The organism is Candidatus Xianfuyuplasma coldseepsis (genome assembly GCF_014023125.1).
Classification (GTDB): Bacteria; Bacillota_I; Bacilli_A; order Izemoplasmatales; family Izemoplasmataceae; genus Xianfuyuplasma; species Xianfuyuplasma coldseepsis.
Genome location: NZ_CP048914.1, coordinates 43,208 through 60,335, shown reverse-complemented (window position 1 = coordinate 60,335; position 17,128 = coordinate 43,208). Strand labels below are relative to the sequence as shown.

Here is a 17,128-nt window from a genome sequence, read left to right as displayed (position 1 = left end):
TAGTAAAAAATGTAAGCGTTTTAAATATTCTAAGAATGGAGAGAAGAAAGAATGAAAAAGATTTTAAGTGTTATGCTTATTTTCGTCCTGTCACTGTTTGTTGTTGCAACTACTGACGTTTTACAAGCAGAAGCAACCGAAGCTGTGACAATTACATTACACGTCCACCAATTTGATGGTGACTATACCAATACTGGTACCGGTATTTGGGATGGTGTAACGTGGAATGATTGGAACGATGTACAATCTTCTGTTGATGATTTTGGAGCAGTAATTGTCAAAAATTATACTGCTGCTGAAATCAATGCTGTTGCGGACTTAGTAGAGTTCAAGCCGACAAGAAATGTCAACAATGATGACAACACTCTTGAAGGTGGATTAGCAGCAAACATGAACTATTTAGCACCAGACAGTATCGAGGGGAAAGTGTTCCTTGATGTTACTGCATTAAAAGATGGTTCTGAAACAGAACTACATGCATATTATGTAGAAGGTGCAAAAGATTTTTATGTTGTTGAAGGAACTCCTGTAAATGGTATGTTCTTCAATGTATATGCAAACCCAGAAGTAGCCGCTGATGATATGGTTTATGACGGTTGGGGAATGCATACATGGAACAATGACCAACCAGACGTTGACTGGGGAGAAAATCCATTGCAATACGAAATCGAAATGGAACTTGAAAGTTCTGTTGGATGGATTCCCGCACGTTTAGGAATGCTAGAAGTTGGTGTGTCAGCTGTTGGTGATGCTGGATTTATCGCTCATAAAGGTGATGAAAAATCATGTGCCGACAATATGTACTTTAGCACCAATGATTTACTAGCTGCCGATGGGAAAGCACAAGTTGTGTATTATGAACATGGTGCATGTGATTTTGCACCAGATTATGCAACATTCATCGGAAATGTGGCAACACAATTTGAAATCAACTCTGGAAACCGCTTAGTTGAAGGTACACAAATTGTTGCTCCAAACGAAATGGAAGTGTCCATGTTAATGGCAAAACCATACGATGAATTATTAGCAGATCGTTTCCGTGTTACCGATGCCGATGGTAATGATATTCCTGTTACTGGAATTGACTATCCAGGTATGGCAATTGGGGCATATGAAAGTGGTGTTGTTGTACAAACAGAAACCCTAGTGGTTGTCTATTTGGATACCGAAGTGGATCACACGAACTTAGGACTTGTTGGAAGTATGCAAGGATGGGCTCCTGAAAATGCCATCTTATCTTTTGGTGATGTCAATGGTTATGCAGTATTTGAATTTACTAGTTTTGATGCTGTTGCCGAATTCAAAATCTTAACCGATGACGTACAAACCGATGATCCTGCTACCGATTGGGTAGTAGAAGATGTCGGATTTGACTGGGGAGACACAAGTGTTAGTGGAAACGACAATGTCGTTGTTGATTTAAGTGCTGGTGGAACGATTGAAGTTGTAATTGATGATGCTACTGATACAGCTACTGTTTCTGAGTTAGCTCCTCAAGATGTAGATATTGCAAACTTCACATATACATCAGGCGTAACCTGCGCTGCTGAAGAAAACTTATTCACATTATTCTTAGATACAGAACTTGATCCTGCAAAAATTGGATTAGTTGGTTCTATCCAAGAAGCTACTCCATGGACACCTGCAACACCGATTATGTCTACCGGAGTTACTGATGGTGGAGAAGTTGTATTTGAAGTATGTGCAACAGGTACATCGTTTGAATACAAAGTATTGTATGATCCAGATGGAGATGGATGGATTTGGGATTCAACTGTAGATCCTGAATTAGTTCGTGCAAATGTTGCATTAGACTTTGGAGATGGAACTACAGGTGGAGAAATTGCACACTTGATTGATGCTCCTGTAACACATCTAAATGCCTATACTCCTACCTTAACTGCTACATCTATTTATCGCTTAAGTGTATACGTTGATATTGAAGGCGATCTTGATCCAACTAAATTAGGTCTTGTTGGTACGGTTAATGGATGGGATGTTGAAAATCCAATCTTAGCAAATAAAATGGATGCCTTTGGACATTATATCTTTGATGTAGAATTAAATTCAAAAACTGGTGAATACGCCATAGTATACGATGATGAAGTAGATGATCCTGCAACTACAGAAGTAGATGAATCTGGATTTGACTGGGATGACAAAATTTCTGGAAATGACAATATCGCATTCGATCTAGGTGGAGATGCAACATTAGTTCAACTTGCGACCATTGATGCTGAAATGGCAATGACATTTACTGATTTAGGTGCAGACATAAGTGAATATGTAGCAAGCTCTGTAACCTTAATGTTTGCGGATGAAGCCTTTATGTTTGATGGTGCATATACCGTTTATTATGAAGATATTCCTCCATATGATATCAATCAAATGTGGGTAGACAATGATGGTAATGTATACGACTTTACATATACCGATATCACCACTGTTGATTTTACAAAAGGAATTGGTCAAGGTTGGGCTTTCATTAAAGTAAACTTTGACGCTGACACGGTTGCTGGTATGGATACCTTAACGGTTACCGTTGATGGACCTAGTGGTGAACAAGTAATCATTAAACCAAATGATAACAGTGCAATTGAAGAATGGGTTACATTTGGTGATGAACCAGTTACTCATACATGGACTGAAGATGCCTTTACATGGTTATTAATCTTTGGTGCTCCTGGAACCGATAATGTATCAGGACAATTTGAAATTTTAGAAGCTACGTTGTCAAGTTCGACAGCTATAAGCGAAATTATGTTTGAAAATGTACCAGTTATCCTCGACAATAACTTCGTTGAAGGAAACTTCGTTGAAGGTACTGGAACATTCGCAATCGATCAAGAAAACATCCAAGTAGTCTTTGAAAATGCAGTTCTTCCAATGGAAGGCTTAATGCTTCAAATGACGGATGGAACTGAGATCTTAATGGATACATACATGACCGCTGCAATGGTTGGTGATTATACATCAACTGTAACATGTGATGCTGGTAATTTATTGCTTACTGTCCATGTAGATACTCGTACATACGATACAACCGACTTAACGAAGTTTGGTATTGTTGGAACCATCAATGGATGGGATGTCGGTGGATCATTAGCTCCTACAGGATTGGATTCTAAAGGAAATGTTGTATTTGAAGTTTGTGTCCCAGATATTGCTGGTGATGAAGTATTCATTAGTGAATATATCGAAGGATCAAGCAGCAACAAAGCTGTTGAGTTATTCAACCCAACGGATGCAGAAATTGATTTAACTGGCTATACCGTTGAAGCTTATAATAATGGTAGTACAGAAGTTACAAACAGTTTAGACCTTACAGGACAAGTGATTCCTGCTGGCGGAACATTTGTAATCTATAACTCTGGCGCTGACCAAGCAATTCTTGATGTTGGTGATATTGATTCAACCATTACCTACTTCAATGGTGACGATGCAGTTGTCTTGAAAAAAGACGGTGTTGTCATTGATATTATTGGACTCGTTGGTGAAGATCCAGGATCAAACTGGCCTGTAGGTGACGGATCAACTGGTGAACATACACTATATCGTGCATCAAACGTAGCCTCTGGTAACCCTGTATTTGATCCAAGTGAATGGGTCGTAGCAGAACAAAATACCTTTGATGGTCTTGGTGAACATGCACTTGCAGCTCCTTCTGGAGAGTTTAAAGTGAAGTTTGATACCGCTGGTGATGGATTCACATGGGATGGTTCATCTGACCCTGAAATCACACCTGGTAACATCTTATTCAACTTCGCAAACGGCGATCATGTATTGGTTGTTGAAGGACAAAGTGCTGCGGATGTTGATTATATGCACTTTATCAGTGTTGCTACTGCAGACGCATTTACCAAAGATGGAGAATATGAATTAGTCTTTATGGATGGAAGCGGATTTGAAGTAAGCATTCCATTATTAATTGACAATCAAGCTCCTGCAATTGATCAAAAAGAAGTTGTTGGTGTAACCTTCACTTATGATCCTAGTGGTGATGCATTTGACATAATGGATTATTACACTGTCTTACGATTCATCGATAACCGTGACGGTGTATTAGAATACACGATTGATACCAATCTTGATGCCACTACACCTGGTGAACAAACCGTTGTCATTAGCGCAACCGATTCATGGGGTAACAAAGGTACCTTTGAAATCGTTATTGACGTAATCGATATTTGGGATCCTGTTATTACTGGTGATACCGAAGTCACATTTACCGCTGGTGATGCAGAACCTACATGGGAAGATTATGTAACGGTTGAAGGTGGAACACTAAGTGTTAACACCGACCAAGTAGATATGGATACTGAAGGAACATTCTTCGTATTATTCTCTGCTGTTGATGAAGCTGGTAATACAGCGACTCATACACTAGAAGTAACCATTGAAGCTGCACCTGAAACAGGATGCTTCTCAAGCTTCTCATTAGGTAGCTCATTGATTATGATTACCGCAGTATTAGGTGGAGCCGTATTATTCTTTGTCCGCAAGAAATAAATAGGAGGACAAACTATGAAAAAATTAGCATTAGTTAGCGTTGCAATGGTTCTGTCGTTCATCCTTTTCGGATGTTCGACGGACACCACGCCGCCAACGATTAGTGGAATATCCGAGGGTCAAACCTTGGAAGTTAAAGTCGGTGAACAAGTCGATTTAGGGGCAATCACCGCAACCGATAAAGATGGTAATGAATTAACAATCACCATCATCGGATTTTATGACATCAACGTTATCGATGAGTACGATGTTTCATTACGTGCGAAAGATGCGGACGGATTCACGATCTCACTCCCAATTAAATTGAGTGTTCGTGCGGAAACTTGTGAGGAAAATCCCGATCAAGAAATCTGTAAATCCGATGCTGAAAAAGCGGCTGAAATGTACGAAGCATTAGGGAAATATAATGTCGATGACAACAACAATGATGTTCCAGACTGGCAAGAAGATACCATTGAACTTGATATGGGATTCAGCTATTATGGAGCAGATGATGCAACCAATGCAGTTTGGATGAATGTACAAAAATTCATGGAAAAATATCCAAACATCTCTGTTACGCGTAATCCAACCTTTACCAGTGGTTGGGAAGATGGCGATGACGGTTTATTAGAAATTCAAATCGCCGCATCGCAGTCAGGTGAACTACCTGAGATTTTCTTCAATCCCAAAGGTGCCGAAACCTTCGACAAAGGGATGACTCTTGATTTATCAATGTACATTGAGACCGATGAGGAAGCTCAATACATTACACCAAATGCGCTCACTGGTATGAGAACGTACGACAACAGTGAAATTTGGGGTATTCCATGGCAAGGGGTTGGACCAATCACTGCCATCAACTTGACGTTATTAGAAGAATTGGGTATTTATAATCCCACTGACCCTGATAATGACAACCTGCCTGGATATGACTGGACCTACGAAGAGTACGAAGAACTTCGTGACCGCATTGCTGCGATTAACGAGTTTGGACAATGCGTATTCCCTGGAGTCATCGACTTCAGTTACTTTGGAGCTAACTACTTTGACAGTGTACCAAATGGATATCGTGGATACAATATTGATACTGGGTATTTTGATTTTGCCGGCGCCACCAATTATGGTAATTGGTTACAAGAAGTAGCTGCAGAAGCCAAAGCTGGACTTCACTGGTACGACTTAACCGTTATGCCTGGTGGACAAGCGATTCTTGATGGACTTCAAGGTTGTGAAGACATTACCAACTCGTGGACCGATGGTCGCCGCGGAATCAATACGATTTACTTATGGGCATTCAATGCCGAAGTAAACTCGATGGTTACCAAAGGCCAAGAAATTGATATTTATCCTTATCCAGTTGCACCTGAAGGTGGAACAACAGCAACCTATACCTATCATGATTATTACAGTTTATCGAAAAAACTAGAAGCTGATGAAGATTGGGTACGCGCACAAGCAGCATATGAGCTTGTCAAGTGGTTAACCTATGGTGAAGAAGGATTGGAGTCACGCTGGGGCTTAATTGATGAAATCAATGAAGAAGCACGTGACGCACATGAACTCGCATTACTAGATGATCCTGAACTTGGAGCATTTGTATCACCATTCATTACTGGTGACCGTTATTTGATGGACTTCATCCAAGGATGGCCAATTACATCGAATCCGAATGTTATGGCAATCCATCCCCTCGTTGCTGGCTTTGGAGAAAACAGTGGTGGATTAGATCGTTATGAATTTGAGGCGTTCAACTTACCTGAATTCCAATTTCAAATGTCAAACGCCAATCCATATCCACGACAAATTCCGGCATTTGCTAGTGTCGCCAACGATTTTGAACCATGGGATATTAAAGATGATATGCGCGATTTAAGTTTAAGTTGGGAAAACATTGCACCAGAAATTGAAGCAACATTGAACGAAGATGTTGATAAATTCTTACAACAATATTCTAAGTAAACGACTAGTTTAAGCGCAGCATGTAAACGACCAATGACTCTTCAACACTAGTTGAAGGGTTGTTGGTTTATTCTTATTAAGGAGTGATATTATGAAGAAAATCCTCATATTACCACTGCTTCTATCATTTGTTTTTATAATAAGTATTTTCGTCGACAGTTACACCATTCGAGCTGCCGAAGAGGATGACTTGTTATCTGACATGAAGCTGAGTGACTTGATGTCCGATAGTATAACCTACATTGAAGCATATGATGAAAGTAGTAGTTATTATGGTGTATATAACAACTGGATGAGTATTGGTGAAGAACTGCCGCAAGGCACCTACACCATCACACCGGATTTTGTTACCGGAGGTGAGGTTGTTGATACGGCAGATAGTTTCGGCTATGATACATCCGTACGCCAGTTTAATCCTAATGATACAATGACATTCGTTGTCGATGTATCGGAAGCAGGACTCTATGAGTTCTATTTTGACTATTACCTATTGGACGACACCAAACTTCGCCCAGCGATTGAATTCAAAGTGAATAACGAGTTTCAGTACAATGAGATGGCAAACTTGGAGATTCCAATTAAATGGGAAATTGACGATGAACCGGTTTATGATCGCTACGGAGATGAGTTGACACCCAATAGTCAGTTGTTCTCTGAATGGAGTAATTTTGGATTATCCGATCCGAACTATTTCTTTGTGGAGCCATTAAAAATTTATCTTGCTGAAGGGGAGAACACAATTGACATCACCATCAATGAAGGCTATGTCTTATTTGGTGATATTACCGTTGGTAATCTATACACAGATCCTGTGCCCTATACGGAGTATCTGGATAATCAACCCACAGCAACAAGTGACGTACCACTAATTACCTTGGATGCCGAGCGGTATCAGTTAGAGAGCCGTCAAAATATTCGTTCGAAATTTGTGCGTGACCCCTCGTTAACACCATATACGTATAAGAACCGGGTGTTAAACGTGGTGGATCAAACGTCTTACCGTAAAGCGGGGGATAGTATTTCTTATACCTTTACCGTTGAAACAGCAGGGTATTATCAGTTTTCCTTTAAGTATCAACAATTTGAAAACGATGAATTATCCAGTTATCGAACGATCCGTATTGATGATGAAATCCCGTTTAAAGAATTGGAAAGTTTTGCCTTCCCATTTACGAGACGCTGGGACAACATCACACTAGGTGAGAATGGCGAAGCCTATGAAATCTATTTGGATGCGGGAACGCATACGCTGGAAATGGCAGTTATCAATAGTGAAATCCGTGACGTCTATCACACCCTTGTTGGCGTGTTAGAAATCATTGATGATTTAGCACGTGAAATTAATAAAATTACCGGGGGATTAACCGACCGGTATCGCGATTATAAACTGGATCTATATATTCCGAATTTAGTGGATGATTTGCAGTTGATTGATGAACAAATTGAACTGTCAAAACAAGCAATCATCGACATTTATGACGACAATGATATGGCCATTATCAATGATTTGGAATTGGCGCAACGCTATTTGGGTGAATTTATTGAAGATCCCGATGAGATTCCTCCCTTTAAATCGCGATTTAACGAGGGAGACCAAAGTATTTACGGAATCATCAATAAGAATTTGCCATTCTTAGTCGATGCACCGCTACAACTCGATACAATTATGCTTCATGATCAAGCATATGAATTACCAAAAGCCAATGCGAGTGTCTTTGTCCGGATGTGGGAAAGTGTTCGTTCATTTGTCTATTCTTTCTTTGATCCGAAATACAACGACATCGATGAAATTGATGACGATACTGTGGAAATCTGGGTGCGTCAATCACGGCTGTATATTCAGGTTATGCAGCGGATGATCGATGATGATTTTACCGAGGATAGCGGCATTAAAGTACAACTATCCGTTATGCCGGATGAACAAAAAATCGTTTTGGCAAATGCGGCCAATACGACACCGGATGCGGCGATGGGTCTCAGTGTAACACGCCCGTTTGAATTTGCGATTCGTGACATGGTTGTAGATCTAAAAACACTCGATGGATTCTACGATGTCACCAGTGAATTTAACAAAAACAGTTTTATCCCCTTCATCTATGAAGATGGGGTGTATTCCATCCCCGAAACCATGGATGTGAAGTTGTTGTTCTACCGGACTGATGTCTTAGAATTTCTTGGGGTTGAACCACCCCAAACATGGGAAGAAGTTGTCAGTTTGATTCCGGTCATGCAAAAATATAACTATTATTTCTATACACCGCTTGGTGGCGATTTAGCGTTTAAAACCTTTGGTGAAACCACACCGTTTATCTATCAACATCAAGGTGTAATTTATAACGATACAGGTGACAAAGTGGTACTGGATGAAGCTGGTGCTTACGATGCCTTTGAGTTTATGACCGATTTGTTTAGTGTATACAATGTCCCAATTACAACATCAAATTTCTTCCAAAAATTCCGTGATGGAATTAGTCCGATTGGGATTGGCGATGGGAACATGTATATTCAGCTAAAATATGCGGCTCCAGAACTTGCTGGACAATGGGAAGTCATGCCGATTCCAGGAATTGAATATGAATACGATGATCCCGATGATTGTCCCGGACCACTCACCGATGGGGTCTGTATTGAACGATGGGATCCAACCTATGGAACCAGTAGTGTCATCTTCAACGATAGTTCGAAGATTGACAAAGTGTGGGAATACTACAAATGGTGGTTTAGCAGCGATGTTCAAAGCGAATTCACCTATCAACTGCAATCGTTACTCGGTGATGAGTTTTTGCATATGACGGCTAATGTCGAAGCGTTCCGTACCAGTGCCTGGCCAAGCGATAGTAAGTACCAAGTATTGGAACAATGGGAGTGGGTTCGTACAACTGGTAAAGTTCCCGGAGATTATCTTGTTGAACGGGAATTATCCAATGCATGGAATACTGTTGTCAATGATGGTACCAATCCACGGGTTGCGATTGATGACGCAGTGGTTATTATGAATCGTGAGCTGCGCCGGAAACTTGAAGAATTTGGATATTATCAAGATGGTGAACTCGTGAAACCATTTATCATTCCGACGTTTGAAAACATCGATCAGTGGATGGTAGAAGGAGGCGATAGCAATGAATGAGAAAGGCGTTAAAAAATGGTTGCAATCGCCGTATACATTTGTCGCACCCTATGCATTATTATTCATTCTTTTGATTGCATTACCCGTTTTGGTAGCAATGTTCCTCAGTTTTACCTATTTTAATACGATTCAAGCACCGGTTTTTATCGGTTTGAAGAACTATGTTGATATTTTTACTGGAGACTCGGTCTTCTTACAAAAAGCGCTATCGAATACGATTTTATTCAGTGTTGTTGTCGGCCCGATTGGATACATGCTTAGTTTTGTCTTGGCATGGATGCTGGCACAAGTACCACATAAAGCACGAACCATATATGCCGTAATTATTTATTCCCCCTCAATCACTGGCCCGATTATGATGGCCAATGTCTGGCGCATCTTGTTCAGTGGGGATGAAACCGGTCATTTAAACAATTTATTAATGAATGTATTTGGTATTATTGATACCCCGATTCAATTTATGCAGGACGCCGATTGGTTGTTCCCAATCATGATTGTTGTATCGCTATGGAGTAGTATGGGTCTTGGGTTCTTAGCGATGTTAGCAGGGGTACTCAATATTGATCGTAGTTTATATGAAGCAGCAGCGATTGATGGAATGCGCAATCGTTGGCAAGAAATCTTCTACATTACGATTCCATCGATGAAACCACAAATGCTCTTTGGAGCGGTTATGGCAATCATCGGTACCTTTAATAGTGCAGGGCTTGCAGCAGCGCTAGCCGGTGGTACTGCACCACCACAATATGCGGGATGGTTGATTGTCGACCATGCCAACGACTTTGGATTTACCCGCTTTGAAATGGGGTATGCATCAGCAATTACGGTGATTTTGCTGTTGATTGTAGTGATGTTTAACCAAATTTCATACAAACTCTTTGGAGAAAGGGATTGATCGTATGGCACGCAGCGGAATAACGTTTAACCCAGACCGTTATAACAAAGACCAAAATGGCTTTCATGCCTTCTTGATTATCCTGAGTATCTTCATGGGTTCACCGATTGTCTTCTTATTCAATCACGCATTTAAGCCCTTTAGTGAACTCTTTATGTATCCCCCTCGTTTCTTTGTTCGCAATCCGACCTTGGAAAACTTTACGAGATTGATTGCGTTTTCTCAAGAATCAGGGATTCCAATTAGCCGCTACATCTTCAACAGTGTCTACACCACAATTGCGGTTGTAGTATTGTCGATTATGTTGAGTAGTTTAGCAGCATTCGCGTTAAGTAAACTGGAATTTAAAGGAAAATATGTATTGAATAAAATCAATCAATACAGTTTGATGTTTGTCCCAATCGCTGTGGCGATTCCACGATTCTTGATTTTGATTAACATTGGGATATACAATACCTATTGGGCCCATATTTTACCACTACTAGCAATGCCGGTTGGCTTGTTCCTAGTGAAACAATTTATGGACACAAATGTTCCTCAAGAATTACTCGAAGCAGCCAAAATTGATGGGGCCGGAAACTGGCGAATTTGGTGGAATATTGCGATTCCACTTGTCAGTCCCGCACTCGTTACTGTGGCGATTTTAGCATTTCAAATGTCATGGGCTTTCCAAGATGGATCAAATCTCTATATCGATCAGGAAGCCTTGCGTAATTTACCATTTTATATGAGCACAGTTATTAGTCAACAAGGAAACATTGTTGTGACGGCAGGGATTGGTGCTGCCGCCAACTTGATTATGTTTATTCCAAATCTACTCATTTTTATCATCATGCAAAACAAAGTGATGGCATCGATGGCAACATCAGGTATTAAATAATGAAAAAGAAATTATTATCCATCGCGACGATGATGATGTTTGGGGTTGTTGTACTGTTAGTGCTCATCAGTGCGACAACGAGCGTATTTGCAACAGCTACACCGTTCAATACGTGGACAACCGATAATGAAAACGGATGGATTAAAACCTCGGACTCGTATACACCAAGTATTTCCATTAGCGAGATTGATGGGGAACCATTCCGGAACTTAGAATATGTCTATATCGATCATGAGGATTATGTGTATATGACCGATAGCGGGCATGAGAAAGTGTTTATTTTTGATAATCAATTAAACTATATTGATGAACTGGAATACGATGGGAACGATGAAGCAGGTATCGATCCATTCTTTGCTGTCAATAGTGTGTACGTCACCGAAGACAAAGTCTATGTTGCCGATAGTTTTAGTGCTGTCGTGTACATCTTTGATCGTGAAGTTGTGTTAAATCGTGACTTACTCGAAAGTGATTACAGTCTGTGGTTTGCAGACACCGATCAAAGTGGCGCAACCAATGATAATCTAACACTCAGTGATGGCGATTTGGTATATCTTGCCGACGCCGATACCGATGAACCAATTGGAGAAGCGGTATACTATATTGAAAAACTCGGTAAGAGTTCTTCCAATAATGATATTATAGGCTTTGTCGATATCGCTACCGATGAACTCGTCTTCCAAAAAACATTAACCGAAGAAATGTTTGGTAAAGTATTTGCGTGGACAACGGCGGATTATGACGAAACAACGGTGTATAAGTTGTCGGTACTAGCCGAAACAATTGAACCGATTCAAGTCATATCCAAACCGAGTGCCCCCGTTTTCCAAGGTAGTGAGGATGAAATCGGGTATACGTTTGCACCACAACGCCTTGTTGTCGATAAACGCGGCAATATGTATATCGTTGGAGCTCGGAGTTCCAATGGATTGATCATGTTGAATGAAGATGGTGAGTTTATGACATTCTTTGGTGGAAATCCACTGAGAACGCCGTTGATTGATCAAATTCGTTCGTTGTTATTAACCGAAGTTCAAAAAGAAGAATTACGGGAAGATTCCGATATTTACATCGATTACATCAGTAGTGTTGCAATCGATGAAAAAGGATTTGTCTATACCGTAACCTCAACGTTAGAAGAACAAGTTATTAAAAAATTCAACGTATCGGGTACCAACTACTTTAACAGTGATGCCCCAGGATTCCCTGGAGCAACGGATTTATGGGTTGGTAATTACGGCAATGTCTTTATTGTTGAAGAGTATGGTTGGGTTACGGAATACTCGGCAAATGGGGAACTTATTTTTACCTTTAATGTAGCCGATCGTGGTGTCGATCGTGCTGGGTTACTGGCCTTGCCGAAGTCCATTGCTGCGGATTCCAATGATCGCTTGTTTATAGTCGATAGTGGAAACCGTTTATTACAAGTATATGAACCAACAGAATTTACCAATGCCATACACAGTGCGTTACAAGCTTATCAGGATGGTGATGAAGATCTCGCCAAAGAACTCTGGACGTATAGTTTAAAATATGCGACCGTATTTGATATTGCCCATGAAGGTCTCGGAAATGCATTGGTTCGTCAGGACGATTATGAAGGAGCGCTGCGCGAGTACAGCTTAGCAGCCTATAACGAGGGTATTAGTGATACGTATTGGCAAGTTCGTCAAGACTGGATGGAACAACATTTGGATACCGTCATACTCGGGTTGTTGTTACTGATGATTGTTCGATGGTTCTTACGGTTGCTGAACAAGAAATATCATTATACCAAAGGACTCGAAACATGGTATCGCAATCTGCGAAAAAATGTGTCAGTGATTGATGAACTAAGTTATATTCCAACTTTCATTAAACATCCACTGGATGGTTATTATGAAATCAAACGACACAACCGTGTTAGTGTCAAGACGGCTGGCGTTGTTTACATCTTATTAGCTGCATTGTATGTCTTTTATATTGAAGTAACCAATGATATCTTCTTAGCTGATCCTAATATTAATGTCTTGTATCGATTGATTATTTTAGGATTGATTCTCACATTATGGGTCGTAGCGAACTACTTTGTCTGTTTGATTCGTGATGGGGAAGGATCGTTTAAAAATGTCTTTGTGGCAACGGCAATGAGTTTTACACCACTGTTGTTGGTGGTGCCAGTTGTCACGGTATTAAGCAATGTATTAACCTATCAAGAAATGGTATTTTATAGTGTGCCATTGACCTTTACCTTTATTTGGGTAACGATTTATTTCTTCTTTATGATTAAAGAAATTCACAATTATGAAGTAGGAGAAACATTTAGTGTTATCTTTGTCAGCATGTTTACGATGTTGATTATGGGTATTTTCCTCTTTGTAATCTATTCATTAAATTCACAAATCTTTCGGGTTTCTCTCGAGATTTCAAGGGAGTTGTTGGAACGATGATGAAAAAATTAATTGCTCTATTACTGCTCCCCGCAGTATTCTTCATGATCATCAGCGTCGCGGATATTGTTGCTAAAGAAGAACTTAATTATGATCTTGCACTTGGCAATCAGCTAAGTGATATAACCTACGATTCAAACGTGTATATAGAAGAACCGGATAAAATTGAGAAGACATATCTGGAATTCATTCCGGCATCGTTTGACAAAATGGCCGAAAATGAAGCGTTAGAACTGTATTTAGAAGAAGAAACGTTAGCGATTGCTGTACGTGTCAAAGAAAATGGATATGTGTATTCATCCTATAATTACAGTGATTCCTTTGCAGGTAAGGCAGCGGCTGTTGTCAATCCGATAAAATCGGGTGTAACGATTGATTTATACAAAGAAACAACCCCAACAAGTGTGTCGTTCTTAGATACATTAGCCAATGATTTAGGGGAAGACATCGATGTTGCTGAGGCTACGATTACTTCACAAACCAATGGTTTCAAAGCGGCGATTGATTTTAATCATGAGTTCTTAAAAATCAAGTTTGATCTCTATGTAACGATTGAAGACGATCAAGTATTGGTTAATGTACCCGCGGATTCCGTCATTGAGTACAACGAAAAAATATGGAACTCGCAAGAACAATACTATATTCTACGGAATATTGTCCTCTTCCCATACTTTGGATCGACGAAGCAGGAAACCGATGGATACGTGATTATACCGGATGGAAGTGGGGCCCTAATCACACTGGACAGTGCTCCGCTTGAAAAAGCATCGTTTAGCTTAAATGTCTATGGATCCGACCCGGGTTATATGTCCAACGTTACACCACAACGTACGATCAGTACCAAAGCTCCAGCACGAGTGACGATGCCCCTTTATGCGATGATTCATGATGTCGATAATACCGGATTCTATGTAGTAAATGAACAAGGGGCTAACTATGCGGTACTAAACTTTAAATCTACCGGTGTTATCAATGATTATTACAACACCTATTTTAGTTTCCGTTATCGTCAAAGTTACGAACAATATCAATCTAGAACCAATGAAGATCAGTATCGGATTTCGTTCCAAGATGATGTCAATGATTATGACGTGACAACGCGATATACGTTCCTAAGTGGAGCAGAAGCGAGTTATGTTGGGGTCGCCAAACGGTACCAACAAGATTTACTAGAAAGCTCACAATTAGGACCTTCAAGACGGAAAACCTTTGCCGGGACACCAACGCATGTGGATGTGATTGGTGCGGAAATCATTGAAGGTATTTTACGCTTGAAAACCAAAGAAATAACTACCTATCAAGAAATTACGGATATGGTAAAAGTGATGCAACAAGATGGTTATAGTGATCTAGTTTTATCACTCAAAACATTTAATAAAGACGAATGGGGCTATCGATTTGATGTCTATCGTGCTCTTGGTGGCCGTAACGACTTCCGTGAAATGATAGCCTACATGGACGACCATAATATTGATTTTAGTTACTATTTGGATTATGTCCGCAGTTATGATGATTTTTCAAAACAACACGCGCAAACGTTGAGTAAACGCAACATCTATCATATTGAATTAACACGGATGTTCTTTGCGCATCTCGTCAATGATACCGAGTATTATTCCGAGTTCGCTGAGAATGATATTGAGGATTTGACCAAGTATGGTATTGATGGCGTTTCCTTCAATGGTTTTGATCGCTCTATTTATACGAGTCATGATCGCGGTGTTGTCTATTCATCACGGAATATGACCGATGTGCAAAATGTACTAGCGCAATTCAATAATCAAGGTATAACAACAGGATTATACAACCCAGATGCCTATTTGTATGGCTATATGGATACCTATTATGATGCACCGATATCATCGAGTGATTATCAAATATCAGCCGCTTCCATACCATTCCTACAGTTGGTTATTGGTGGCTATGTGGATATGTATTCTCCGTATTTAAACTTCATCTCTGATGAAACGTATTCGTTAATGCGAATGGTCGAGTTTGGGGTATTCCCATCGTATGTATTAACCGGTGGTTCTACCTATGATTTAAAACATACGAACTCTAGCAATATCTATATCAGTGAGTATGATGTCTTAGAATCACGGATTGCAACCTACTATGATTTTATCGATGAAGGATTAACAGCTACCATTGATAATGAAATGGTTGACCACACCTTCTTAGATACCGGTGTTGTTCGTGTTGATTATGCGGATGGAACCTACATTATATTGAATTACAATACAACGGATGTCACCGTGGATACACTGACGATTGAGGCATCCAGTTATGTGGTGGGATCATGAAACAATTCCTCCGTCGAGTCGGTGACGCGATTAAGCGAGCCGCAACTGCAGTGGTATCGGTGTATTTCAAAGGTATGGATTACATCATCTTTGGTGTTTCCTATCCCTTTAAAAAGCTGATGCAAACGTATCAAGAAAAACATCCTTATACAGGAGAAAGCACAAAACAGAAAAAGTTATCGTCCTCAAGGGTGACAATGGCCCAACGAAAAGCACATACAGGTTATCTCTTTGTCTTGCCGTGGATTATTGGGTTTGTCGGATTGGTGTTGTACCCGTTTGGACAAATTGTATTTATGAGTTTTAACAATGTATTCTTAAATCAGGGTGAGTATGAATACGCATGGGTGAATTTTGACAATTATCGTCGGATTCTATTTGAAGATATCGACTTTGTGATTGAAGTCCAAAATTTCGTTGTCCGTGTATTGTTATACACCCCTGTCATTATTACACTTGCGATTATTATAGCGATGTTATTAAACCAAAGCATCAAAGGAAAAGGATTCTTCCGGATGATATTCTTCTTGCCAATCATCATTTTAAATGGTGAATTGTTGCAAAATATGAGTGATTACGGGGGAATGGATATTGAGATTAGTTTCTTTGTTCTTGATATCATCACAACGATTGTTCCACGAAGTATGGTATCAATCTTCATTGAGATGTTTGCGTACATTGTGGAAATTCTGTGGTATACCGGTGTTCCGATCCTAATCTTCTTAGCAATGCTACAAAAAATCGATCGCAGCTTGTACGAAGCAGCGAGTATTGATGGGGCAAATGCGTGGAGTATTTTCTGGAAAATCACATTACCGATTATTCGACCAGCGATTACCGTATCGATTATCTTTATTGTGGTCTTCTTGGCAAACTTCGATGGGAATCCAATCAACGGTATTATCCTGAGTTCCAATCGAGACGGATCAAGGCGTGAAGGATACGCTAGTGCGATGGCACTAATCTATAGCTTTGTCCAAATAGTGGTCATTACAGTACTCTATTTCATTGCCCGTCAAAAACCACAGAAAGGTAGGGCGTAAT

At 40.1% G+C, this 17,128-nt stretch carries 8 protein-coding genes; all 8 read left to right on the top strand.

The genetic code is table 11. The features are described 5' to 3' along the window. Nucleotides 1-51: 51 nt before the first annotated feature. Nucleotides 52-4,509 (top strand): lamin tail domain-containing protein, encoded by a 4,458-nt coding sequence (locus tag G4Z02_RS00210; RefSeq protein WP_258877839.1) that lies wholly within the window; start codon nt 52-54, stop codon nt 4,507-4,509. Nucleotides 4,510-4,524: 15 nt separating this feature from the next. Then, a complete protein-coding gene (locus G4Z02_RS00205; RefSeq protein ID WP_258877838.1) occupies nt 4,525-6,450 on the top strand; it encodes an ABC transporter substrate-binding protein in 1,926 nt (641 codons plus the stop codon). A gap of 91 nt (nt 6,451-6,541) precedes the next feature. Continuing rightward, complete coding sequence (locus G4Z02_RS00200; RefSeq protein ID WP_258877837.1) at nt 6,542-9,577, top strand: extracellular solute-binding protein; 3,036 nt, start codon at nt 6,542-6,544, stop codon at nt 9,575-9,577. Further along, on the top strand, nt 9,570-10,472 hold the full coding sequence (locus G4Z02_RS00195; RefSeq protein WP_258877836.1) for a carbohydrate ABC transporter permease: 903 nt from the start codon (nt 9,570-9,572) through the stop codon (nt 10,470-10,472). Before G4Z02_RS00200 ends, G4Z02_RS00195 begins: the two co-directional genes overlap by 8 nt. Before the next feature lie 4 nt (nt 10,473-10,476). Next, nucleotides 10,477-11,352 carry a carbohydrate ABC transporter permease gene (locus G4Z02_RS00190; RefSeq protein WP_258877835.1) on the top strand — a complete coding sequence of 292 codons (876 nt, stop codon included), beginning with the start codon at nt 10,477-10,479 and terminating at the stop codon, nt 11,350-11,352. After that, on the top strand, nt 11,352-13,781 hold the full coding sequence (locus G4Z02_RS00185) for a YIP1 family protein (RefSeq protein ID WP_258877834.1): 2,430 nt from the start codon (nt 11,352-11,354) through the stop codon (nt 13,779-13,781). Before G4Z02_RS00190 ends, G4Z02_RS00185 begins: the two co-directional genes overlap by 1 nt. Beyond that, on the top strand, nt 13,778-16,084 hold the full coding sequence (locus G4Z02_RS00180; RefSeq protein ID WP_258877833.1) for a DUF5696 domain-containing protein: 2,307 nt from the start codon (nt 13,778-13,780) through the stop codon (nt 16,082-16,084). Before G4Z02_RS00185 ends, G4Z02_RS00180 begins: the two co-directional genes overlap by 4 nt. Beyond that, the gene (locus G4Z02_RS00175; protein ID WP_258877832.1) at nt 16,081-17,127 is read left to right on the top strand and encodes a carbohydrate ABC transporter permease; all 1,047 of its coding nucleotides are present in this window, start codon (nt 16,081-16,083) and stop codon (nt 17,125-17,127) included. The genes G4Z02_RS00180 and G4Z02_RS00175 overlap by 4 nt, the downstream gene beginning before the upstream one ends. The last annotated feature ends 1 nt before the right edge of the window (nt 17,128 follow it).